The sequence below is a fragment of the Novipirellula caenicola genome, assembly GCF_039545035.1.
Lineage (GTDB): Bacteria > Planctomycetota > Planctomycetia > Pirellulales > Pirellulaceae > Novipirellula > Novipirellula caenicola.
Window position 1 is genome coordinate 111,509 of record NZ_BAABRO010000014.1, and the last position, 25,302, is coordinate 136,810.

Annotated in this window: 15 protein-coding genes and 1 tRNA gene; 7 read left to right on the plus strand and 9 right to left on the minus strand. The window is 56.5% G+C overall.

All coding sequences use genetic code 11. The features are described from left to right. Positions 1–14: 14 nt before the first annotated feature. From ABEA92_RS23085 to ABEA92_RS23095, 3 genes are all read left to right on the plus strand, one after another. Positions 15–764 carry a hypothetical protein gene (locus ABEA92_RS23085; protein ID WP_345686647.1) on the plus strand — a complete coding sequence of 250 codons (750 nt, stop codon included), beginning with the start codon at positions 15–17 and terminating at the stop codon, positions 762–764. Beyond that, complete coding sequence (locus ABEA92_RS23090; RefSeq protein ID WP_345686649.1) at positions 751–2,085, plus strand: replicative DNA helicase; 1,335 nt, start codon at positions 751–753, stop codon at positions 2,083–2,085. Before ABEA92_RS23085 ends, ABEA92_RS23090 begins: the two co-directional genes overlap by 14 nt. Positions 2,086–2,672: 587 nt before the next feature. Beyond that, entirely contained in the window at positions 2,673–3,866 is a 1,194-nt protein-coding gene (locus ABEA92_RS23095; RefSeq protein WP_345686651.1) for a tyrosine-type recombinase/integrase, read from the plus strand. On the opposite strand, the gene ABEA92_RS23100 is transcribed toward ABEA92_RS23095, so the two are convergent. Then, a tRNA-Arg gene (locus ABEA92_RS23100) sits at positions 3,832–3,905 on the minus strand. The genes ABEA92_RS23095 and ABEA92_RS23100 overlap by 35 nt on opposite strands. A 106-nt stretch (positions 3,906–4,011) precedes the next feature. Continuing rightward, on the minus strand, positions 4,012–5,454 hold the full coding sequence (locus ABEA92_RS23105; protein ID WP_345686653.1) for a TlpA family protein disulfide reductase: 1,443 nt from the start codon (positions 5,452–5,454) through the stop codon (positions 4,012–4,014). A gap of 296 nt (positions 5,455–5,750) precedes the next feature. Here ABEA92_RS23105 and ABEA92_RS23110 point away from each other — a divergent pair, with 296 nt between their 5' ends. After that, positions 5,751–6,110: a DUF5076 domain-containing protein gene (locus ABEA92_RS23110; protein ID WP_345686655.1), complete on the plus strand. Its 360-nt coding sequence runs from the start codon at positions 5,751–5,753 to the stop codon at positions 6,108–6,110. 343 nt (positions 6,111–6,453) lie between these two features. On the opposite strand, the gene ABEA92_RS23115 is transcribed toward ABEA92_RS23110, so the two are convergent. From ABEA92_RS23115 to ABEA92_RS23145, 7 genes are all read right to left on the minus strand, one after another. Continuing rightward, positions 6,454–7,149 (minus strand): helix-turn-helix transcriptional regulator, encoded by a 696-nt coding sequence (locus tag ABEA92_RS23115; RefSeq protein ID WP_345686657.1) that lies wholly within the window; start codon positions 7,147–7,149, stop codon positions 6,454–6,456. Between the two features lie 590 nt (positions 7,150–7,739). After that, complete coding sequence (locus ABEA92_RS23120; RefSeq protein WP_345686659.1) at positions 7,740–9,044, minus strand: DUF1501 domain-containing protein; 1,305 nt, start codon at positions 9,042–9,044, stop codon at positions 7,740–7,742. 192 nt (positions 9,045–9,236) lie between these two features. Then, on the minus strand, positions 9,237–12,953 hold the full coding sequence (locus ABEA92_RS23125) for a DUF1553 domain-containing protein (protein ID WP_345686661.1): 3,717 nt from the start codon (positions 12,951–12,953) through the stop codon (positions 9,237–9,239). A 2-nt stretch (positions 12,954–12,955) separates the two neighbouring features. Beyond that, positions 12,956–14,554 carry a FecR domain-containing protein gene (locus ABEA92_RS23130; RefSeq protein ID WP_345686663.1) on the minus strand — a complete coding sequence of 533 codons (1,599 nt, stop codon included), beginning with the start codon at positions 14,552–14,554 and terminating at the stop codon, positions 12,956–12,958. Continuing rightward, positions 14,551–15,093, minus strand: a complete 543-nt coding sequence (locus ABEA92_RS23135) for a sigma-70 family RNA polymerase sigma factor (protein ID WP_345686665.1) — start codon at positions 15,091–15,093, stop codon at positions 14,551–14,553. Before ABEA92_RS23135 ends, ABEA92_RS23130 begins: the two co-directional genes overlap by 4 nt. Positions 15,094–15,406: 313 nt before the next feature. Continuing rightward, positions 15,407–15,550, minus strand: a complete 144-nt coding sequence (locus tag ABEA92_RS23140; protein ID WP_345686667.1) for a hypothetical protein — start codon at positions 15,548–15,550, stop codon at positions 15,407–15,409. After that, the gene (locus tag ABEA92_RS23145; RefSeq protein ID WP_345686669.1) at positions 15,547–18,861 is read right to left on the minus strand and encodes a WD40 repeat domain-containing protein; all 3,315 of its coding nucleotides are present in this window, start codon (positions 18,859–18,861) and stop codon (positions 15,547–15,549) included. The genes ABEA92_RS23140 and ABEA92_RS23145 overlap by 4 nt, the downstream gene beginning before the upstream one ends. A gap of 249 nt (positions 18,862–19,110) precedes the next feature. Between ABEA92_RS23145 and ABEA92_RS23150 the strand changes: the two genes are divergently transcribed. The 3 genes from ABEA92_RS23150 to ABEA92_RS23160 all read left to right on the plus strand — a co-directional run bounded on the left by ABEA92_RS23150 (position 19,111) and on the right by ABEA92_RS23160 (position 25,198). Next, positions 19,111–21,402, plus strand: a complete 2,292-nt coding sequence (locus ABEA92_RS23150; protein ID WP_345686671.1) for a DUF1549 domain-containing protein — start codon at positions 19,111–19,113, stop codon at positions 21,400–21,402. Between the two features lie 182 nt (positions 21,403–21,584). Beyond that, entirely contained in the window at positions 21,585–23,720 is a 2,136-nt protein-coding gene (locus ABEA92_RS23155) for a serine protease (RefSeq protein WP_345686673.1), read from the plus strand. Continuing rightward, positions 23,717–25,198: a DUF1501 domain-containing protein gene (locus tag ABEA92_RS23160; protein ID WP_345686675.1), complete on the plus strand. Its 1,482-nt coding sequence runs from the start codon at positions 23,717–23,719 to the stop codon at positions 25,196–25,198. Before ABEA92_RS23155 ends, ABEA92_RS23160 begins: the two co-directional genes overlap by 4 nt. Positions 25,199–25,302: the final 104 nt, after the last annotated feature.

Here is a 25,302-nt window from a genome sequence, read left to right on the forward strand (position 1 = left end):
TGCTCGATTCAGACGTGATGTCTGATGAGGGGCTATTCCACACGTATGTGATGCTGATGCTCTCTGTCAATTGGAAAAGCGCCAAATTCAAAGGCCGAATTATCCAGCCTGGGCAAATGGTATTCGCGTGGCGAGAGCTGCCCGAGCGGCTACGTGGCCCAATGGCCAAACCGCAGAGCGTGACCACCCTACGAAAGCGCATAGACTCGCTTGCTGCTTTCGGAGTCGTGTCTGTCGAGAGCACGCCTCGGTACACCCTCCTGACGATCCTGGACTGGGAAAATCAGCAGTCGAGCGTATCAAATTCTGACACGGTAACCGGGGTGAGCGTATCAAACTTTGATACGGTCGCTGATACGATAGCTAACACGGATAGAAGAAGGGTAAAGAAGGGGAAGAAAACCTCGGAGTCCAAGCTGCGCTTCGACGATTCCGATTTGGACTTTGCAAGGTGGATGCTCACCAAGATCAAAGACGTCGCGCCCAGAACCAAAGAGCCCAATCTTAACAACTGGGCCGACACCATCCGACTGATGCGAGAGCAGGACTCTCTGACGCTCGATGAGATCCGAGAGGTATTCGGCTGGGCTAACGCGGATAGGTTCTGGTCGGCGAACATTCTGTGCCCCGCCAAGCTACGCAATAAATTCGCAGAGCTCGACGCGCAAATGCGAAGGCCATCGAGAAGCGGAGCCGCTCAATACAAGCCACCGACACCACCACAACCAATCAAACGACGGAGACCCCCCAATGACCAATCATGACCGTCCGACCGACCGAGAACGCGTGACCGAGACTGAGCAGTGCCTACTCGCTGCCGTCATTTCCGATCCCGACACGATTTGGGAGACGTCCGCTATCGTCGATGCCAGCGACTTCGCGAGCGATCACCATCGTCGGCTGTGGGAGATCGTCACATCGATGGACTGCGCTAATGAGTCGACTCGCGACATTGGGCGGCTATTGGCTCACATCCGAGATGCAGGGCTGATGGAGGCTCTCGGTGGCAAGAGTGAATTCACCAAGCGATACACGGACAAAGAGGTATCCGCTAACGCGACAGCGTACGCTACGGACGTCAGGCGGCACTCGGCACGCCGACAGCTCAGAGCCATCGCCAAGCAATTCGCCGACGACATCGAGGCGGCCGACGATCCGATCGAGGCGGCCAACATCATCCGAGCCAAGATCGATGACGTGGTAGCGTACGGATCGACGACTACGGACACGATGAGTCTGCATCAGGCGGCACTGCAGCGTCTAGCGCTGATAGAGCATCCCGAGACGTCCGACGTCGGCAAGCTGATCCCGACCGGCATACCCTGCCTGGATGAGACGTATGGAGGTCTGCGACGCGGTGGGTCATACGTGATTGCCGCGAGACCTGGGCGAGGAAAGTCGGCGCTAATGAAGCAAATTCTCAACTCGCTCGACATCCGAGAAAAGCCATCGCTGTGCATCTCGCTGGAGATGGATGCAAATGAGTTTGCGTCGCGGATACTGAGTGAGCGGGCCCAAATCGATGGCAAGCTGCTGGAGGTCGATGACAGCGGCGAAAGATTGCTGGACGATGGCGAGTTGGCCCGCCTGCGGCAAGTCGTCACCGACACACAGCACAGCGTGATACACATCGGAGCGCCCAGGGGCAAAGCAGCAACGATTGAAGCCATTGCAGCGCAAGCGAGACTCGCCAAAGCAAAGTGGGGCATCGACGTGTTGGCGGTGGACTACCTGCAGCTCATGAGCAAGTCATCGCCACGACAAACAGATTACGAGTTTGTGACAGCGAACTCGAAAGCCTTCAAGCAACTGGCCCGAGAGCTTGGCGTCGTGGTGATCGCTTTGTCGCAGCTAAACCGAGATGTCGAGAAAGCTAGCAAGGCAAGACGCCCGAGGCTGTCAGACCTGCGAGATAGCGGGTCGATCGAGCAGGACGCTGACGGTGTCATCATGCTGCATCAGCTCTGTGAGCACTCTACAGACTACGAGATGATCGTGGCCAAGATGAGAAACGACTCGGAGGGCATTTTCCCGGTGGAGCTACTCGGCAAGTACACCATGTTTCAATCGCGGGAGGTCAACTAATGGACGCAATAGCCAGCACTCACGCCCCCATCGTTCCCGGTGCGACGGTGGACATCACAGCGACAGACGAACGCACACGTAGGCTTGCTTGGGGCATGGCCGCCGACGATGACGCAGAGCGACACTTGGCGATGGATGAGATGGATCCGGCCGACGTCCCAACGTGTCCACGATGCCGGAGAGTTTGCGACACCCAGCGCATGGATGACGATTGGCGGTGCTCTCGCTGTGATACCGAGGCCCGTGAAATCCGACAACGAACAAGGCGTTTTTGGGCCTGATGGGAGCCCCGAAGCGTGAAATATGTTGCTCGCGCGTGCGCGCGTGCGCGTAGGGGCCTTCCGACTGGGCCTGATAAATCTACATACACGCAGGCATCGAGATTGCTAGACTGACTTCGCAACGGCTAGGGGTAAGCTCCCGAAAACCGGTCATCACCCACCGGTCCGCCGTTGCTCTTTCTTCTTATGGGTGACGTGAGAGGTGACACGATGGCGAGTTTGCGAAAAGAGTCTGACCGCGGGCGTACTGGTTGGCGGTTGCAGTTCAGGCATCAGAAAAAACGCCGGTCGCTATGGCTTGGTCCCATGTCCAAAAGAGCCGCTGATGCGGTTGCGAGACATATCGATGAGCTTGTTAGAGCGAGTGCAGCGAACGTCGCACCCGCAGCCGAGGCAGCTAAGTGGGCGAACGGTGTCGACGAACGCATTCACCAGTCCCTTGTGAAGTGGGGGCTTGTTGAGACGCGAATTGTTGTCGAGTCCGAGGACCGCTTCTGCGGCACCTTCTTTGAACGATTGATTCAGGATAAGTGGGAAGGACGGACGGCGCGAAATTACCGACAAGGCGCGAAGTCATTTGTTGAATACTTCGGTGCCGAGCGGACGCTGGCATCTGTTACCCCGATTGATTTCGAAAAGTGGCATCGCTGGATGCCTCAGGATGGTTTGGCCCAGTCGACCGCCAACAAGCGAGCCAAGATGGTTCGCACCATGCTAAAAGAAGCGGTGCGGCGAAAGATCATCGCCACGAACCCAGGCGCGGAAACCAAGATCGGTGGTGAAGTGAACCGAGATCGGGACCACTACGTCAGCCGTGCAGATGCCGTCAAGATTCTCCAGAAGTGCGACACAGAGTGGGCGTTGATCTTCGGGCTATGTCGATATGCAGGTTTCCGGTGCCCCAGCGAGGTTACGACACTGCGGTGGTCGGACATCCAGTGGGACGACAACCGACTTCGGATCGATTCGCCGAAAACCGGGCTGCGGTTCTGCCCGCTTTTCCCGGAGCTTCGCCCAATCCTTGAGACGGCAGCCACCGAGGCCGGAGAGCAGGCGTTGATGCACAATCACCGATGTGTCCAGACTCACCGCGACAGCGAGAGCAATCTGCGGACGCAGCTTCACCGAATCGTCGAAGCGGCAGGACTCGTGCCTTGGCAGAAGTGCTTTGTCAATCTTCGTGCATCGTGCCGTACTGATTTGTCTGACCGGTTCCCCGATCACTGCGTGAACTCCTGGCTTGGGCAGTCGAGCCGGATCGCTGAGCGTCACTATCTACAGACGACCGACGCACACTGGGAGCGAGCTGTCACCGAGGCGATAAAAGGCGTGGCGGTGTCCGGCGGTGTCACTGGCGGTGTCATCTCTGCCGTAAGCGACGAATCAGAGCCAATCACGACCAACAAAAAAGCCCGTAAAACACTAGGTTCCACGGGCTACCGATCGATCGTGATTAAGCCATTAGCACGCCCAGTAGGATTCGAACCTACGACCTGTTGATTAGAAGTCAACTGCTCTATCCAGCTGAGCTATGGGCGCTTGTGAGTTGAAAACGCGGGTTTGACAACTCTGCGGAATTCTAACCGCTTGTGACACAGATTCCCACGCCCCAAGTTCGGGAAAATTCGCAGCCGCGCCAGCCCGATCATTCCGCTTTTTCGTCGGATCCCAACAATGCCTTGATCTCGGCGTGGATTTCTTTGGCTGCCGCCTCCCCGGCCCCCGTTTTGACGAATTGAACAACGCCATCACGATCGATCAGCACGACGTGTGGGATGCCTCGCACCCCATATTCGCTCGGCATCTCGCTCTCGTTGGGGGTCACCATCACCGGATGCTGCAAATTGTGATGTTCCAAAAAGCGGGCAATCGCAAACCGTTCGGTCGGCGGGGGCACATCGTCCTTGGATCGTGCAGCCTGCGATTTTTCCTCGTCCCAGTCGAAATTGTAGTACTGCGTCACGCCGATGATCTCGAAGCCTTGCTCGCCGAATTCTTCACGCCACTGCCGCAAATGAGGGAACGTGGCGATGCAGGGGCCGCACCACATTGCCCAAAAATCTAACAGCACCACTTTGCCTTTGAGTGACGCTTGCGTGGTTTGCGATGCGTCGACCCAAGCGTCCACATCCCACGGCGGCGCCGGTTTGCCAATCAAACTGTCGACCGGTTTCACCGCTGCGATCCGTTCCCGGTGCAGATCCAAACGGCGAAGTACCGCACGAACGGAGGCATTTCGCACAGCGACCGATCCAAGTTTTTCTGCCACTTCCTTGATCCGCTCGGTCGTTGCATCGGGATCATCTTGACGCCACTGCGTGATCATCAGGTACTGCGTCTCCGCATACTCGTTCTGGATCGCCGCCGATTCAGGGTAGGCGTCCATGGCCGCGGAGACGGTTTGGTCAAGCATCGTGATGTATTTTTCTCGCCATTGGTCGTTCTCGCGGTCCGCCGTCGTCAGACTTCGCAACATACGAAGCAACGCCTGCATCGTCTCTTCGTCAGCGCGTTCTGATTGTGTTGCTGAAACAAGTTTTTGCAAAACGGATTGCACGATGGCCCCCGCGTCATCCTGTTGATCGTCCGCGACCAAAAAATGGGCCTTCAAAACCACCAATTGGGAAAGCGGTAATAGAGCCGTTGGTTGATCCTGGCGTTTCTTGGATTGCAACGCTTCGATGCCACGATCGACGGCGGTTTGCAGCGGTTTGTCGTCACCCGATTGCCTCACCATGTCTTGAATGCTCTGCACCGTCATCAAGATGCCGAACTGATTCGCAGGCTTGTCGCTATGGTCGCACTGGAATTCGAGCAACTTTTCGAATTGCTCGGTTGCTTCCTTGTACTGTTGAGCTTCGATGAAACGCGTCGCGACGGCGTGCCGAAGTGTATTGAGATCCTCGGACTCGGGATCTTTGGCAATGAGAGATTCGAGATACTGCGCGGCGTCAGCGAGATTTTCATCCATTCGCTCGCGTAAATCGTTCCACTGTTGGCGAAACGTGTCGACCGAATTGGCGTCGTCGGCATGTAATGAGCTGAAGTAAACGGAACCCACAGCCATCGCGATTATGATCACGGTCATTGTCGCATTCGTTTTGCGAAACGGTCTCATCATCCGGTCCTTGTTCGAGCGTGTCGTTTATCGGGGCCTGTTTCGATCAACTCGATGTCCATGATAACGGTCAGCGATGCCGAGAATCAGACGGTTGCTCGGAAATTTCGCTTGGATGGCCTTTTTTGCCGTCGCCGATGGACGTGCCCCGTTGGGCATCGTGATGCGATCCAGTATCGTGTGTCTTGGGGGTTGCTGGACAACACTCCTGTTAGCAGTGAACCCGTCCCGCCTTTGCCTCTTTGTTATTTGTTCGAGCGATCCCGATGCACGAGAAACATGAACCGTTGCCGATACCAGCGGCAGCGGAGAAGGATCCTAAAGCGATCGAGATGTTTCGTGGATGGATCGCCGACGGTGCGCTGCACTGCGAAGTGAACGTGGGGCATTGGCACAAGACCACCAACACTGACGAACGCCAAGCATGGGGCGTGATTCTCGCCGACTTGGCACGCCAAATCGCTAAGTCGCTTGAGGAGGCGACGGGAATGGATCAAAACATCTCGTTGCCGTTGATCCTGCAATCCTTTGCCGCCGATTTCGAAGCCCCTGAATCGGAACAAGCTGAAGCCGAACAAGGCGAAGCGAACGAATCCGAATCCGCGGACGAATCTGAAGAGTCCTAGTGCTTCGTCAGGCCAACCGATAACCGCGGCGACCGTAGCGGAAGTCGTCAACGGCCTGTTGATTGACTGAGCCGCTGACGCGTCAGCGGCCGGGTCCCGCGCGCTACCCGGTGCCTTACGGCCCACGGCTCACTGTTGCGATTTGCATTTCGATTAAATCAACAAGTCGTCAACGGCCTGTTGATTCACTGAGCCGCTGGCGCGGGGCCCGTGCGGTTGCGGCGAGTAAAACGTTTGAAATTGACCGGGCGGCTCACGCCGCTCCGCTATAAAAACTACCCGTCTAACGCCAAAGTAAAAGGCTAATCACCCATCACGCTGGACACCAAAGAGCGAAGCGACATTAAAGACCGAAGTCGTGGAATCCGTTGTCTTGGAAGCGTACCATCAACCGGATCAGTCCCGCTTGATTCTCGACCCCTAGCTTTCGCATGCCCGAGTTGCGTCGATTTTCGATCGTTTTGTCCGAGACATCCAGGATTTTTGCCATGTCCTTGACCGATTCCCCTTTGGCGACCAACACGGCGACTTTCTTTTCGCGATCATCCAGTCGCACAAACTGTTCCCAAACACGGGCAAGGTCCAGTAGGCGCAATGCTCCGGGGTTCTCGGTTTGCACTTCGACAATCCGCGTCACTCCCAAAATGGCAGCGCGAGTGTGACCGCTGCCCAGCAACGATCGTTTGATGGTTCGCAACAGCAGCATGCGTCCGTGTTGATCGCGGCCAAGGTGCTCAAAGTCCACGCTGGTGCAGCCTTGGACAATCAATGCATCCGAGCTCGCCGCGACCGGCTTGATCGTTTCGTTTAAGAAGTCGGAACTGAACCGTCCGACCGAGCTGACATTACCTGAAAACGTGTGCTCATAGGCCTTGTTCACCGCCAACATCTGCCCGTCAGCCGATTTGATATAGATGGGATCATGCCAAGAATCAATCAACGGATTCAGGGGGTTACGAGAGCGGATGGCTCCCACTAAATCCTTCACAAGCTGCCCAACTTCGGCTTGAAAAGAGGTCTCGTTAATGGTTGGAATCATTGTGCTTGATGTTGGCATCAGACTGTCTCGTTTAACGAAAAATAAAAAAAGTAAACAGATAAGAAGATGCAACGAGTCGCTAGCATTGTTTGCCTTCCATCAAAGGCTAGACATCGGACCCGCGATCAGTTTTCACTCCACCTGGGCTGCCAAACCGCACAGTGGCGTTGAAACTCCCTTTGCACAAGGGTGACGCGTTTCTTGCGTCCCCTGTGCTCTAAGTATCGCACAATTGGGTTCGGCTATAAGATAATTTTTTCCATATACAGAAAAATGCGGGTTCGCGCATCCTGGCATTTTCCGCCAAAAAGAAGACCTCAAAGTGGGCTGCGATACAGAAAATGCCCTAAAAACAGTGGTAAACGGGCCGCCAAGTGGCGTGCCACAAGCGGGGGATCACGTTGTGAAGGGTTCGCGAGGCCACGATGAAGATTGGGAGAAAATCTTCGGTTCTACGATGACAAAGCTCATTGGCATTCGTCTTGTAGAAGAAATAACGTGAAACGATGACGCATCGTTGGCCCTACTGCGGTCGCGTCTTCGGATTACCGATGACCGACAAGGGAAACGATGGTTACTTTCGCTAAGCCTCAAGCAAACAGTTTTGCGATCGGTTTGCCGTTGTCCGTGACGGGGACGGGACGGTCGCCGTCGTACAGGTATTTGCCATAGTCGATACCGACGGCTGCGCAGATGGTGGCGAAGAAATCGGGGACACTGACCGGATCAGCGACGATCTTTTTGCTCAGTTCGTCGGTTTCGCCGTAGGCACCGCAGTGGTTTAGCCCGCCACCGGCCAACACACACGAGAACGCTCGGCCTTGATGTCCCCGACCGCCAGCGCTGTCGAATTCAGGTGGACGTCCAAACTCGGTCGTGATCACGATCAACGTCTTGTCGAGCAACCGTTTTTCTTGCAAATCGATGATCAATGCGGAAACTGCCGTGTCGAGTTCGCGGATCAATTCGTGTTGGTTCAAGATGCCTTCGTTGTGAACGTCCCAGCCTGCGCCGTTGAGGAAATTCAAGTTGTGCGAGACTTCGATGAAGCGCACGCCACGCTCGACTAAGCGGCGACTTAGTAGACATCGCTGCCCGAATTCGCCGCCGTATCGGTTCCGCAGTCGATCGGGTTCGCGGCCAAGTTCAAAGACGCGATTGAAATCGGGGCCGCTCAATTGCAAACTCTGCTTGATTGCGTCGTCGTAATCACGCACACGACGATCGGTGATCGCAGCGTCGTTCGTTCCGATGCTGGCAAGAAAACGTTCACGACGTGATTGTCGCTGCTCCGTGATCTCGGCGGGCCGCGACAGTCCAGCCGGGCCTTGGCTGGTGTCGGTCAGATACAGATAACCACTGTTGGCGCCGAGGAATCCAGGGCCGCGTGTCACATTCGGATAGCCAATCAACACGTATGGCGGTGCGTCTTCGGCGGCAGCACCGCGTTGATTGGCAACAATCGAACCGATCGATGGATACAAGACGGTTCCTGTCACCGCGCGACCGGTGTGCATGCGATTGGTCGCGGCGGCATGTTCATCGATCACTTCGTGGTGGACCGAACGCACCGCGGTGACGCGATCCATCAGCGGTGCAAGCTGTTGAAGATGTTCGCAGACTTGAACACCAGGCACGGCGGTGTCGACGGCGGGGTAATACGAGCCCGCTTTCCTCGCGGCCGGATCGCCTTGTCGTTTCGGATCAAAGGTATCGATTTGCCCCATTCCTCCCCCAAGCCAAATCGAAATCACATGCTCCGCCTTGCCTTGGATCAGGGGGCTCGCCGAGGATGCGGACGCGGCGCGAGGCAACATCATTCCGCCTGCGGCTGCGGCCATTGCGGCAAGACTATGACGACGACTAAGGCACAGTGAGGATTGATCGGAATTCATAGCAGGGTCAACGTTTGGAGGTGTGTTTCAGGCGGGATGAAATTGGCGAAAGAGGAAACGTTTCGGTACGAGGGGCGTCGAGCGTCCAAAAAAATCACAACCCGACATTAGGGGACTTTTAAATAATGGGCATTGGGGCAACCGAAAAATTGGGGCGGGCGGCGTGTACCTTGGCAGAATTCTGATCCAGCATCATGGTACCCAGACAAATTCACGGTGGTTGATCAGACTCCAAACAAAGTCTTCGTAAACGGCACGCCAATTGGCTTCGAGTCGCGGATCCGCAGGCGGTCCTAGGCTGACGCGACGTTCCAATTCCTGTTGAATTGTATTGGTCTCGGGACGCAGATGGTTAAACCACGTGACTTGCGGAAGCGGTGGTAAAGGTTCGGGATTCTTGATTTGGTCTTCCGCGACGATGCGTTGTTGGAATCCAACGCTTAATTCGCTGACAAACGCGAGTCGTTCTTGGGGGGTGGGTAGCCGGCACAGGAATCGCAAAAACATTGTGTCGACCAGCGATTGCGGCGAGGAAGCTTCGATCGCAAGTTGGCTCAAGTCGCTGTCGACCGAAGCACGGCTAAGTGAAATGGCAAGCGTGCCGTTGGACAGGATCCCTGGTTGCAGCACGTTGGGGGCGGTGTCGCGAACGCTGATCGGTTTCTGACGCGATCCGTTCCATCCAAACGCTTGCAACACGTCGGTGACGGCTCGAGCACTCGGTAGCGACAAACTGGGGCGATCACGTTCGTTGTTCAAACTGGCAAACATCCATGCTCGTTTGGGCACTCCTAAGGATTGTCGTTTGCCAATGGGGCGTTGGCCGTCATGGACGAACGTCAATTCCTCGACATTCATCTCGCTGCCACAGGCAACGTGCAGCGAATCCACGATCTGTTCAGCGGTCAATCGCCGTCGATCGGGCGCGTTGAAGAAACGTTGTTCGGCGTCGGCGATCAAGTTCTGTCCGGTTGCCTCGCGTTGGTACGATTGAGAGGTCATGATCTGCCGCATCACGACTCGCAGGTCATAACCGCTGCTAACCCATTGGTGCACCATCCAGTCGAGTAGTTCAGGGTGGCTGGGGGTTTGACCTTCCCAATCGCTGACCGGTTCGACGATTCCACATCCCATCAATTGCTTCCAAACGCGATTGACCATCACGCGTCCGAAGCGGCGGTTTTGCGGAGCGGTGATCAGCACGGCTAATCGTTCGCGAGTATCGCTCGGGTTGATCATCAACAAATTGATTTGTTCGTTGTCAGTCATCCCGATCAAACTGCCAAGCGGCCACTCCGGAGCGATCGATTCATTTGGTTTCAGCGTGACTCGGATCAGCGATTCACGCCCCTTCTTTTCAAAGAACGCATCGGGAACGCGGCTGGTTTTGGGGACTTGAACCGGTTTCCGCTCTAACATTGCCGACAGCGAATACAAGTCACGTTGCGACGTCGAGTGGTAGGGGGAATCGTGACAACGGGCACACTGCAATTCGACACCCAAGAATGCACCGGCCAAAATGTTTGCCTTTTCGGCATAGGGAGCATCGCTTTCACCGGACAACCGAAATCCTGCGCTGCCGCCGGTGTCGGGACTGCCTCGCATCATGATCAGTTCGGTGATCATTCGATCCATCGGTTTGTTGTCACGCAGTGAATCGTACAAAAACCAACGGAATGGTCCGGTGCTGCCCATCGACTGATTCAACAGCGTCGGGTTCTCGGCCAACAAGTCTTGCCACAGGCTGACCCAATGGTCTGCAGTTCGTTCGTCGTCTAGCAAGTTGTCGATCAACCGTTCGCGTTTGTTAGGGCGAGCATCTCGCAAGAAAGATTCGGCTTCGGTCAATGTCGGTGGTACGCCGATGGTGTCCAAGTAGACGCGGCGAAGAAACGCTTCGTCGGTGACGACCGCCGGTGGCGACAACGCCACGGCGTCGACCGCGGGCGCCGGCCACGCGGCTCCGTCACGAATCCACTGTTCCAGCGTACCAATTTGTTCGTCGCTCAAGCCTGTTTCGGTGGGCGGCATCGCACCGCTACGAATTTGTGAGATCAATTCGCTCGCATCAGGATCGCCGGGGACCACCGCAGGGGCTTCCGACTCGCCTGCCTGCAACGCGGCGTCACGCGAGTTTAGTTTCAATCCGCCCTTGTCCTTTTCGCCGTGACAGCGAAAACATTGCTCGCGAAGAATCGGCAGCACGCGACGATAAAAGTGTTCGGTGACTTTGCTGTCGCTTTTCGCGGATGCGTCGATAGCGGATTGGATCTTGTGCGTGATAAAAGCATCGACCGGGTGTGGCGAGGAATCGCCGTGGTTCGTGGGAACCGGCGGAGCCGGATGATTGACGGCCCACTCGCCGGCCGCTTGATGTCGCATGTCCCAGTACGCGTCTTGTGATGCGGCGGCGGTGCGACGTGAAGCGTCATCGATGGCGATCATTTGGTCGGCCATTTGATCCAGCAGCGGTTCCACTTCTGCATCGGTCAACGACACGATGTCGGCGTGTTTCGGCGTCAACAGATCGAACGAATGACCGTCGGCGGTTTGCACCGCGACGCAGGCTTCACCCGTTTCGGTACGTTGGTTCTTGCCCCCCACGGCTAATTCGAGCACGACTCGATGCGTTGATCCCGCTTGGTTGTTGGTTTTGGGAATCGACCATTCCGCAAACACTTCTTGTTGGTGGTAGCCGTGCGGACGCACGCCGGGCAGCGGTGGTTCGGCGACGGGGGTGACCGGTTGTTCGCCGTCGGGCGATCGACGAGTGACTGGTTTGGTGCGAGCGACAACCTCGCCGTCGATCCACAATCGCCCCATCCCTCGCGCACGCATCACCAGCCGATGGCTTCCTGGTTTGAACTGAACATCCGCGGCCATTCGCAACAGCACCGGTTCTCGCCAAGCATCGCGGATTCCCCACGAGTCGTAACGGATGGGCAACCGATCGATGAGGAAGGCGTCGCTGAACCAACGCATCGCCTCGGTCGGCCATGACTCGTTGTCCATGATCCAGCGAGTTTCCGTTGGCAGCCCTTCGGCGAGCGTGACCAGCACACGGCCGGGGGGAATTTCGCCCAGTTCAGGCATCGTTTCGGCAGCCAATTTTGGCTTCGTTTCTTCGCCTACTCGGCGAAACCGCGACGCCATCATTGAATCGTCTGCCAACCCACGAAACACCGCCACGTTGTCCAGCAGCCCGACGAAGCGGTTCCCGGAATTGGCGGATCCGATCCAAACCTGATCATCATCAACGATCGGAGGCTCGGTGGTTTTACCCCCCATGCCCCAATCGCCACCGGTCGGTTTGCCATCGATCCATCCGCGGATCGAATCGGGTTCGCCAAAGCGATACGTCACCGCGACGTGATGCCAAGTGTTCTCGGCGGTGAAGGAAGCGGTGGAAGTCCAGCGATGCCAATGGGCGTCGCTTTGCGTACGTTTGGTGGCGAACAAAAACCCGACTCGCATCCCGTCGCCTACCCGTTGGACACGCATCGCCCAGTTTTGATTGTCTTTGGCAAAACGAGGATGCCCGGTGCGTCCTTTGCTAACAACATAGATTGGCGTGTTGTGTGAGGGATTTCCGATCTTGATCCATGCCTCCAGCGTGATTGCGTCGCCGTTGGTAAAGTCAAAATCACTCTGTTGGGCTGGATCATCGATCGACAGATAACCACCGGAATCGCCCAGCCGAATCGCGGTATTGTTGCTTTGAAAATCAGGGTAGACCGGAGGCCGCGGGCCGGCTTGATCACGTTGTACCGAACCATGCGTGTGGAACGAATGTGTCGCTTCGGTGGCAAAGTCCCAATCGGCCACCAGCACCGGTTCCTCGGCTGCAGCTATCGAATTACAGGTCAGCAGCAATAGCAAACAGGTCAGCAATTTCGAGACGTTCATCATGATCAGGGAGTTGGGCGTTCGGCGGGAGGCAGTTCGGCGGGGAAGCCCGCGATAAACACGGGGTCGACGATTTGGTCGTCGTCGCGGGCGTCTTGGAAAAACAATCCCTCGACGACGGCGTTCGGTGGATAACCCAGGTCACTCAAGTCGATCCCAACGGCAATGGCCCAAAACGGGATCGAAGGATTCATCCTGGTGAAGGAACCCTCTAGTAGATCGGACACACGGGCAACGCGTGAATCGAACTGCAACAGTTCAAAATCGGGAATCGACAATGCCTCGGGCGAATTGAGCGTGATGTCGTATCGAGTGATGGTTTGGGAATGCAGACCAGCATCCATTCGCAGTGGGCTGACGTGAAACGCATCTCCGTCTGCAGGGTTCAGCACCGACTGCAATTCAAAGAATACGACATCCGGCCCTGGGGCATTGACGACGGGCGAGCGAAAGCGAATGGCCATCCCCAGCGTCGTCTCGGCGTCGTTGTCTAAACCAAGCAGCGGATCTGATGTGAGGGGTTGGGAGCCGCCGCCGAGGTTGAGGAAACCAGTATGGAGTAACCGGTCGGATTCGATCACCGCACGGCGGCCATCGCCGGAATCGTTTGTGTCTCCGATCGCAACGGACATGTGCTGCGAATTCGTACCGCCACGAAAATGAGTAACCTCGATGCCAATCAGCTGTGATACATCGTATCGCCGCTTCGTTCCGCCACGCTGGACGGTCACACTTTGAAGTTGTCCATTGGGTTTGCCGGCGGTGTTTCCCATGGAAAACTCGACGACGCGGTCAGGAAGCTGGTGCCGATATTGACGCGGCTGAAACTCGACCGACGAAGCATTGCCGCCGTTAAAGCGGCTAGCTTGACGCTCGGTTAGCAGGATCTTTTCTGAATCATCTCGATCCCGCGGTTGCACTTCGGCTGCGCCTTCGACGACTTGCACTTCGGTATCACCCACCTCGTCGACGTCGACGGAAAAACGAGTGCCCAGATCGGTGATTTCAGTCTTGGGCGTGATGACTTGAAACCCTTCGGCGCCGTCGGGTGCATACACGCTGCATGATCCTTGTTGGACGATCAAGCGATCCTGGCTGGCAATTTCGATCACGGCCGGAGCGTCCAAGATGACCTCCGCACCGGATGGGAACCTCAGTTCGATCATTCCCGAGGTGAGCGCGTATTCATGGTTGCTTTTCAGCGGTTCGCCAACACCCGGCATCACATCGCGAAAGAAGACCCCGCCGGCCGATTGCAGTAGCGTTGCCTGTTTCGGTGCTGCCGGAATGGCCTCTTCGACCGGATCACGATCGTTCCACCAAATCAACGAAGCGATCATCAGAACCGAAGCTGCAATCGCCACCCAAAATCGCAAGGAACGATTGATTTGCGGGGATGGATCAACCGCCGCAGCGCCGTGCGTCATTTGACGCAAATCGGTATCCAAATCCAGGTAGTTGAAATAGATCTGTTGAGCATCGGCGTCGTCACGCAGTCTGTCTTGTAAGTCAAGGTGTTCCGAGTCGGTGATGGAACCATCGACCAGCTTGCTCAGCAGTTGATGCAGTTGCCGATCGTCATTTCGATTTTCAGATCTCGTCATCCAAGTGCCTCCTCGGACGCAATGCGTTTTTCGATGCATTGCAACAACATTCGTCGAACGGCGGACAATCGGTTGTACATCGTTTGCACGGCTTTGCCAGCCGATTCGGCGATTTCGGCAATGGGGCGTCGGTCATGATAGACGCGTTGAATCAGTTCGCGGTCTGCTGATTTGAGATGGCTGACGCAAGTGCGGACGGCGGAGGTGCGAAGGTCGCGCTGCCCCAGCGTTGCCATCCGGCGATCGGCCAACTGTTCCGCGAGATCATCTGCGAATTGCAAACGATCGCGGCCGGCGGTGCGTCGAAAGTTTCGTACTTCATTAAACGCAATGCCACAGGCCCACGGCAGGAACAGCCGCTCGTGATCGAAATCGTCAAAGTGCCGCCACAGCGTCAAACTACATCGCTGGAACACGTCTTGCGCGTCGGCGTATTGCGGCAGCAGCGACCGCACATAGGCAAAGATACGAGTCTGGTCCCGCAAGAAATGCTGCAGAAACTGCTCGTAGCGATTGTCGTCAAGTTCGTCGGTTGGCATCAGTTCGGGTTACGGTATTCCGTTGTCACTTGCAAAAGTTATGTCAGTAAAGTGGGATGTCTTTTACGGGTAAAAAGACGAATGCCCCCGTAGTGGACGAGGCAACGAGTCCCGCCGCACGTAGTGGACGAGGCAACGAGTCCCGCCGGCACCAATCCCATCGCAACAATTTTTAGCTGCCGCGAATCTCGTCGTGTCCAAATCCTTCTCGATCCGCCACGGCATCTCTAGCACCTAAAGCGAACAAGCACCTAAAGTGGGCGTCGCACCAAAGCCGGATTTGAAGCGTAAGCAACGAATCGGCCTCGGCTAATCAACTGTGGTACGCTGCGTCCAAATTCTTACCGATTAATTTTTTCAAAACTTTTCGGCGAACGCCAATTCGTCCGTCGGCGACGGAATTGCCGACCAGCTCGATCACGGTTTCATTGATGCGATCGAGCCCAAAAAAGGTCATTTCAGTTCGGCAATCAACTTTCCATCGGCGACGCTCCAGATTCGAACGATGCCATTTTCGTCGCCTGCGATCAACTTTTTGCCGTCAGGCGTCACCGCGACCGTAAAGACGAACTCTTTCGCGGCGTCAAAGCCACGGACCTTTCCACCGTTGGTTGATTTGATCAGTCGTACTTCGCCGCTGCCGCCTGCCGCCACGAATTGGTCGCTGGTCTCGACAAACTGAACAGCCGTCACTTCCTTGGGAAATCCGCTGACGGTTCGCGATGTTTCTCCTGTTTCGGTGTTCCACAGTTTGACGGTTTGGTCCGCGGCGGCGGACGCCAGCACGTCGCCGCTATCTTGCCATGCCACCGACAAGACATGGTGTGTATGTCCCTCGAGCCGCCGCGTGGTTTCGCCACTGGCAACGTTGGTCAATCCGATCGTGCGATCCGCTGATGCCGACGCCAGCGTTTGGCTATCGGGTGAAAACGCCAATCCCAGCACGGTGTCCAAATGAAGTTCGCCCAAATCGCGAAGCACGGTTCCGTTTCGAACATCAAAGATTTTGACACTTCCCGAACGACTGGGCTCACCCGAGCCAACCGCCAGCGTCATCGAATCCGCTCGGAAATCGATTGCCGTGACGCGATCGGCAAGCAGGTTCGGATTGTCGATCGAGCCGATTGTCCGTTCTAGCGTCCATTGTCCTTGTAGGGAGTAGCCCTGGATGATGCCGGGGATGAGCAATCGGCAGAGGGTTTTGTTAACGAACGCGACATCAAATCGATCCGTGGTGCCGACGCCCATGACGTCGTGTGAGTCGGTGCGAGGGAACGTTGTTAGTGGTTGGCCATCAAGACTGCGAATCAAACACGAAGTACCGTCGCGATGCACCGTGGCAATTTGCGAGTCGTCAGAGCTCCACGCTAAATCCATTACCGCACGTCCAGGTCGACTCAAGTTTGCTTGTGCATGGGCCAATTTGGCATCGAGCCGAGCGAGTCCGCGTGTTTCGGCTTCGACGACGCGTTGATGCGATGGGATGGCTTCGGTGGCTCGCTTCTGAGCCGCCGTAGCCGCGTCGGTCGACCGTTGCTGCTTGACCAATTCCGCTTCGGTCTTTGCCTTTTCGGCTTCGGCTTTGGTCAAGGCAGTACGCTGAGCTTCAAGTTCCTTGACGCTCTTTTCCTGAGCCGCTTTGGCCGCGGCGATGGATTTCTCTGCCGCAGCGATGTCCGCTTTCGCCTTCTCGATCTCGGCTTGCGTTGCGGCCACTTTCTGCTCGGCTTCCGCCGTTTTCGCAGCCGTAGTTTCGTCGGCCTGATTATCGGCCTGCTTATCGGCCTGCTCGGCTGCGATTTTCTCCTTCGCCGACTTGTCTGATTCGAGCTGCTTGGTGGCTTGCTCGAGTCGCGACTTTGCTTCGGCCGCAAGTTTCTCTGCCGCAGCCATCTCGGCCTTGCTTTTTGCGATCGCGGCCTCCGTCATTGTGACCAACTTGGCTGCTTCGACTCGCTTTGCTTCGTTGGCCTCATTCGCCTTGGCCGCTGCGTCCCGTGTCTTGATAACCGCCGCGAGTGCCTCGTCTTCTTTCTTTAGCAGCTCTTCAAGCTCTTTCGTCTTTTCCGCCAATTTGGCCAGCAGGGCTTTTTGGCGACTGGCGTCGCGAGTCCGCTTGGACACCGCCAATGCGTCTTCGATCGACGCGTTGGCGATGGCTAACCGTTTACCGTCAGCTAGGTTCCAGACCTGAACGGTTCCATCGCGACTGCCCGTCGCCAGACGTGTTTGATCCGCCGAGACGTCGATGGCGTCAACGATCGCCCCAGCGTCCAGCGTCCGAAGGATTTGATTCTTGGCTGCATCGACCAGCACAACGCCTCGTGTCTCGCTGGCGACAGAGACCGCCAACGCTGGTTTGGTGATCAGTACCACGGCGGTAGCGTCCGAGATGTCGGCGAGAGAATCATGTACCACTTGAATAGTTGCAGGTGCATTTTCTGCGGCCGCTACCATTCGCAATAGTTGTGCGATGCCATCGCTGGTCCGAACTGCGATGTGGATGCCGTCGCTGCCCGTGGCCAATTGTTCCAGTGATACACCGAGTTCCAATTCGGTCAGCTTGTTGCCGTTGGTCGCATCGAAAACGCTAATGTGTCCCGCTTCGTCGGCAACCACTAATTGGTTGGTGGAACCAGCCCAGGCGATTCCGACCACGCGATCGGAGTGTCCCAGGATTGATGCCCGACGATCGTTCGTGGCGACATCCCAGACCTCGATATCGCCGATGGCATTGACCAGTGCGATCTCGGAGCCACCGGGTTTGACTGAGATGATTTGTGCGACCTTCATCCACGCCGCCTCTTTAGACTCAACCGCCGGATGTGTTCGCTTCCACAATCGCACGGTGCGGAATCCACCGGTGGCAAGCCGGCGTCCGTCTGGCGAAAACGCAATCGATTGAATCAAGTCGACGTCGGCAATCCCAGATTCTCCCGTTGCCAGATCAGCAAGTGCAGGGTCGGCAAGCACGACCGAATTGGTGGGTTGATCGATGTCGGCAACAAACAATCGGTTGCCTCGGGCAAACGCGAATTGTTGTCCGTCGGGCGAAACATCCGATGCATAGACGGTGCGAATGGATTCGGGAATGGCTTGCCAGCTGATCGATTCGGTGTGACTCGCGTCGGAATTCTTTGCGCCTTGCGTGATCCACAATTGCAGAAGTCCCAATTCATCGGCAGTCAGCGGCGAGGCCCCGACGTCATTGTCGGCCGGTGGCATCAGCGGATCCTCTTCGCCGGTTGCCCGCAGCAGTAACAAACTTGATTTGGCGTCTTCGGCGACCACCGCGGGCCCACTATCGCCACCCTTCATCAGTGACGCATGGGACTCGAGTACCAAGCCGCCTTCGTCGTCGGCCTTTTGATGGCAAGCGACACAATTGCGTTTCAAGATCGGAGCGATTTCGCTGGCAAAGTCGACCGGCGTCGTTCGTTGCAGTGACGCGATGGTTAACACGGGTTCGGCACTGACCGGATCTGCAGCGATCAACAACAGGGACGTCATGCCGAAGGCGACCAGCGGTGTGGCGAGTGGCCTGCTGAAACCCCTGATCAAATCTGCAACGTCTTTTACGTTGTTAACGGCGCGGCGAAAGCCATTGTGTTTGCACGAGTTCATTGTGCGAATGATGAAGGCAGGCCCGTGCCATGCGTCGACAAAACTCGGCTGCTTCGATCCAAGGTCGATGGTATCGCGGCAGTGAGTGCTGGACGCAGGGACTTTGCGAGCGCGAGCGGGTGAACTAGGGAGGGGACCCGGCATGATGGTGTGCTCGAACGATGTTGTGGTGGGGAAGACGCGAGGTGGGAAGAATCAGTTTACTAAAACGGTGCTGTCGAAGAGTGTATAGATTAAAAAGTTTCAAGCTAATCGTGAAAACGCGGTCGGGGGAACTTGGGACCGCACACAATTTGACATTGTGAACAGTAAACACTATCGTTAACGCTGAGTCCTTTTGGACTTCCCGCCCCCGGTCAATCGGGATCCCTCCCAACATTGTGGCACTCGCTTATGCGTTCCGCCGTAGCCTGTCGCGCGTTTTCGATGCTGCCGTGGCATTTGCCATGTGTCGCCGTGATCGCTGTATCGCTGTGCTTGGATGATACGGTGTTTGCCGAAGGTGATATTGTCTTTGCAAAAAACGTAACCGCAGACGCCCAGAAACCTGCGATCAGCTTCGCCAACGACGTCGCTCCGGTTTTAACCAAAGCAGGCTGCAATACCGGCGTCTGTCACGCCAAGGCAGGAGGGGGACAGAACGGTTTTGAACTGTCGCTGCTCGGTTTCGAGCCCGCTGAGGATTACGAACATGTGGTACGCGAAGCTCGCGGACGACGACTCTCGTTGGCCGCACCCGAACAAAGTCTGCTACTGCTGAAAGCGACTGGTCAAATTCCCCACGGCGGCGGCGTTCGGCTAGAGAAACAATCTGCCGGCTATCGCCAACTACGCGACTGGATTGCCGCGGGAGCTCTCTACGGTGCCCAGGACGCTCCCGAGCTCACCTCGATCCGAGTTCAACCCGAACGTGGATTGTTGAACCAGGGAGCAACACAGCAATTGACGGCGATTGCTCACTACAGCGACGGAACGACACGGGATGTGACCGATCTGGCTCTCTACGAAACCAACGACGTCGCGATGATCGAGTCGTCGGAATCGGGAGTGGTGCATGCACAGCATCTGCCTGGTAACGCTGCGGTGATGGTTCGTTACCAAGGCAAAGTCGCAGTCTATACCGCTGCGATTCCGCTGGGGGCTGCGGTCGACCAGGTGCCGGACTCGAACAACTTTGTCGACGATTTTGTCTTTGACAATTTGCAGACGCTTGGCATTCCTCCATCGCCGATCTGTGACGATGCAACGTTCCTGAGGCGGGTCACGTTGGACATCGCCGGCCGCTTGCCGACCGAGGCTGAATCGCGTGCTTTCCTTGGCAACCGCGACGATGACCGTCGCGATCAAGTGATCGATGAACTTTTGAAGAGTCCCGACTATGCAGACTACTTTGCGAACAAGTGGACGACGCTACTGAAGAATCGGCGGGATGACAAAAGCGACATCACATCGAACTTTGCCTTTCACGCTTGGCTGCGAGATAGTTTGTTAGCGAACCGGCCTTACGACCAAATCGTGCGTGAATTGTTGGCGGCCACCGGAACCGTGATGGGGAATCCACCGGTCGCCTGGTACAAGCGTGTCAAGGAACCGAAGGAACAAATCGAAGACGTTGCCCAATTGTTTCTCGGCGTGCGAATGCAGTGTGCCCAGTGCCACCATCATCCGTTTGAGCGGTGGAGCCAAGACGACTATTACTCGTTGGTTGCCTTTTTTAGCAAAGTGGGACGCAAACCGACCGGCGTTCGCGGCGAAGACCAAATTTTTCATCAACGGGGTGTCGCGGGCGAAACGAATCCCAAGACTGGTGAAACGCTTCCGCCTGCGGCTTTGGGAGACAACGTTGGTGAAATTCCTGCGGGCGAGGATCCACGGCTGCGCTTGGCCGATTGGATGAGCTCGGAAGAGAACCCGTTTTTTGCCAAAGCACTGGTCAATCGCTATTGGAAACATTTCTTTAGTCGCGGATTGATCGAACCCGAAGATGACATCCGCGATACCAACCCGCCGACCAATCCTGAGCTGCTAACCGCAATCGAACGACACTTTATCGATAGCGGGTATGATCTGAAAGAATTGGTGCGGGTGATCACGCGGTCGCATGCCTATCAATTGAGTTCCGTTCCCAACGAATACAACCTCGCCGACCGACAAAACTACTCGCGGTTCTATCCCAAGCGGCTGCAAGCCGAAGTGATGCTTGATTCGATCGACTTTTTGACCGGCGCCCGCACCGACTTTGCCAATTTGCCCGTGGGCACCAAAGCGGTCGCACTGCCGGACAACAGCTACAACAAATCGTCGCCGTTTTTGCGAGTGTTTGGACGTCCTGAAAGTACCAGTGTGTGCGAGTGCGAGCGAGTTCAATCCGCCAGCCTTGCGCAAAGCCTGCATTTCATCAACGCCGCGGACATCAAGGCCAAACTTGCGTTTAAAGGAGGCCGCGCCGAACGTTTGGCGGCGACGAAAGAGGTCACCGACGATGACCGCATCAACGAGTTGTACTTGGCTGCTTATGCACGACCGCCTCGAGACGAAGAACGGGCGACCGCGGTTGCGTATTTGTCGGAACCTCGCTTCGCTGCCGACAAGAAACCTTTAAGCGACGTCGATGCCACCCGCGAAAATTTACAAGATTTGTTGTGGGCACTGATCAATACAAAAGAGTTTTTATTCAACCATTAACGCCAGACCAACCACGTTTTTAGCGGTACGGCGCAAGCCGTCCGGTTGCGGCGAGAAAGAACGATCTAAATAGTCCGGACGCCCTCGCGCGCCGCACCGCCATCAAAAACAATAACGTGCCACCCACCATTGCCATGACCTACGACCCACCGACGAAACAATATCCTTCGCGCAGGCTCAGGTTGACGATTGCCTTTGTGATCTCGCTTTGCGTTGCGACAAACGCTTCAGACGCGTTCGCCCAGTCGGTTTGTTTGCCGTCACCTCGTTTGTTGACGACGATGCCGATGGGCGGGCAAGCGGGAAGCGAAGTCGAAGTTACGCTTAGCGGCGAGGCGATCGACGACGCCAGCGAACTGGTCTTTTCGCATCCAGGGATCACCGCAAAATCAAAACTCGACGATGCCGGCAAAGCGGACCCCCATCGTTACGTGGTCACGATCGCGGCGGATTGTCCCGCTGGTATTCACGAAGCTCGCGTGATGACGCCACTTGGATTGTCATCATCACGCGTCTTTTCGGTCGATACCGTCGCCGAATTGGTTCAAAGTGAACCGTCGACATCGCCAGAGCTGGCATTGCCCGTCACGATCAACTCAATTGTCAACGCGACGATGCCGGTGCGTGGTGTGAATCATTATCGATTCGAAGCTAAACAGGATCAACGTGTCGTGGTTGATTGTGCCGCACGTGGGATCGACAGCAAATTAAACGCGGTCGTGATCATCGCCGACGCCGCGGGTCGCGATTTATTGGTCGAGCGTCGTGGCGATCTGCTCGACTTCACGGCTCCCGCAGACGGCCAATACATCGTGAAAGTTCACGAGTTGACGTTCCAAGGAGGTGCTGAGCACTTCTATCGTCTGGCGATTCGCGAGCTTTCGGCGGATCAGCAACCGCAGCGAATGGCGGGGACCGAAGCCGTCAACGCGTTCTCATGGCCGCCAATCGGGCTTGCTCAAGTAGCAACGACGACCGAAGTCGAACCGAACGATTCAAAGCGGTTGGGCGAGGCGTCATTGGTGCAAACGATCACGCTGCCATGCGACATCGCGGGCACGTTCTTTCCGGCTGCCGATGTCGATGTGTTCGAGTTCACTGCGAAAAAAGGAGAGTCGTGGTGGGTCGAAGTCGCGTCGGAACGCCTCGGACTACCCACCGATCCGACGATGCTGGTCCAGCGGGTTGTTGAAAGCGCCGCCGATGGTTCAAAGACCGAATCGCTCGTCGATGTCATCGAGCTAGCCGATATTCCGAGTCCGGTAAAAGTATCCGGCAATAACTACGCCTACGATGGTCCTCCGTACAACGCCGGGACGTCCGACATTCTTGGCAAAATCGAGATCCCCGAAGACGGTCGTTATCGGGTGCAATTGCTCGACGCATTCGGCGGGACTCGCAGTGACATTCGCAATCGCTACCGGATGGTGATTCGCAAAGCCGAGCCCGATTTTGCTCTCGTCGCCTGGGCGCTACACATGGGGCTGCGTAACGGCGACCGCAACGCGTTGTCCAAACCGATATCGCTGCGGCCCGGAGCGACAATGGCACTGGAAGTCGTCGCGTTTCGTCGCGATGGATTTGATGGCGACATTGAATTGTCAATGCAATCGCTTCCCGATGGCGTGTTCGCACAAGGATTAAAAATTCCCGCCGGCAAATCGCGTGGCATCGTGTTGGTCACTGCGGATGAAGGTGCTCCGTCAGGATGGGCAAACGCAACGTTCATCGGTCAAGCCGAGATCGAGGGTGAAACCGTCAGTCGCCCTTGCCGCTTGGCGTCGATGGCGTGGCCGGTGAAGGATGCATGGTCCGAAATCCCTAGCCCCCGTTTGGTCGTGGATGTGGCGGTGTCGGTTGGCAGTGCCGAAGTCGCCCCGCTGACGATTCAGCCGACTGCCGATGCCCCGATCGAAGTGGTCGCCGGTGAATCGGTGACGATTCCGCTGGCACACCGCCGACGCAGCGAATTTTCCGGAGCGACGGTTGCGATGCAAACCATGGGCAGCGGATTCGAAGCGCATCCGAAATTCGACTTGCCACTCAATGACGATCACTCCGAAGTGACCCTCGACTTGGCAAAGCTGAAGCCAGCGCCGGGCGACTACTGGATCGCTTTCTACGGAAGTGCGGTCGCAAAGTATTCGCGAGAAGCACTGGCCCCTGATCCGATGGCCCCTGCTCCGATAGTCCCTGCACCGGTGGACGCAGCAAAGCCATCAAGCGAACCTGCCAAAAAACCCTCCACCACCGACATCGCCGATATTGTGGTGTCCAAACCGATCGCGATTCGCGTCCTACCCGCGGAGAAAAAATGAGACGTTCTGCACAACCCAATCGCGATGCTGAAATGATTCGTCCGGCTCATTGTCCCGGGCCGCTCGGTAACGTATTGACCACGGGGAATCGCATCCGCGGTTCGTCTCGCCGCAGTTTCATGCGGATGGGGATCGCGGGGTTTGCCAGCCTTAGTCTGCCCAGCGTGATGCGACTGCAAGCGGCCAGTCCGACCACGGCGAAGAAAAAGACGGCGGTCATCATGGTTTGGAAACCAGGCGGATGCTCTCACATCGACACGTATGACCCCAAACCCAATGCGGGAACCGAGTATCGCGGCCCCTTTGGCACGATCGGAACAAAAATCCCCGGCGTCCGCTTTACCGAACTGTTGCCAAAACAGGCTGCCATCGCAGACAAGTTCACCGTGCTGCGAAGCATGCATCAAACCGCCGGGGGACATCCAGCCGGTTCCATGCAACTGCTATCGGGTGACTCTGACACGCGTGACAAACCCAAGCCGCGGCTTCCTGATTGGATGACCGTTGCGAACTACTTGCGAGCACAAGAGGAAACGACACGAACGAATCCGTTGCCACGCTATGTCGGCGTCAACATGTCGTCCGAATACATCGGCCCGGCGTACATTGGCGAAACCTATTCGCCGTTCTCAGTCACTGGCGATCCCAATGCACCCAACTTCGTCGTCCCCAACATCGGATTATCCGATTCACGCGAAGTCGAACGCCTGAGTCGACGAATCGACTTGCGTCAAAAACTCGATACGATGACGCGTGCGTTTGACCAATACGGTGAACTTGGCGCACTCGATGAGTTCGAAACTCAAGCGATGACGCTGCTGACAAATCCGCAAACCAAGCGTGCATTCGACCTCAGCGAAGAAGACGACGAGACACGCGATCGTTACGGACGCAATACGTGGGGGCAACAATTGTTGCTGGCTCGACGATTAGCCGAAGCGGGTGTCGAGGTGCTGACCAGCAGTCTGCGTGGCCCGCTGTGTGGCCGTGTGCAGAACTGGGACGATCACGCCGTCAATCATCACGTGTTTGATGCGATGCGTTTTCGAGCCGCCGCCTACGACCAAGCCGTCACCGCATTGATCGAAGACATTTATCAGCGAGGCTTGGACGACCGTGTGATGGTCGTTGTCACCGGTGAATTCGGGCGTACTCCAAAAATCAATTACCAACCCAGTACCGGAGCCGGGAACGCCAGCGCCGCGACAGGCACCAAACAACCCGGTCGCGATCATTGGCCGCGAGCGTTCTCGAACATCTGGGCTGGCGGTGGAATCCAAACGGGCCAGTGCATCGGAGCGACCGACAAACGTGGCGAAGACGTGATCGAACGTCATTGCGGACCCGGCGACTTCTTGGCAACCATTTACCATCACCTGGGCATCGACGCTTCGAAAGTGTTTATCAAAGATTTTAACGGCCGTCCCACCCCGATCGTCGATCACGGCAAGCCGATTCCCGAGTTGATACGTGCTTAGCGGCGGCAAATTAGGGCAATTGCGTTTTGTTGATACGCTCGCCAGAGCGTGGATCGTTGCGGCGCAAATGCGAAACACCACCTTCTGGCGAAGCTAGCTACGAT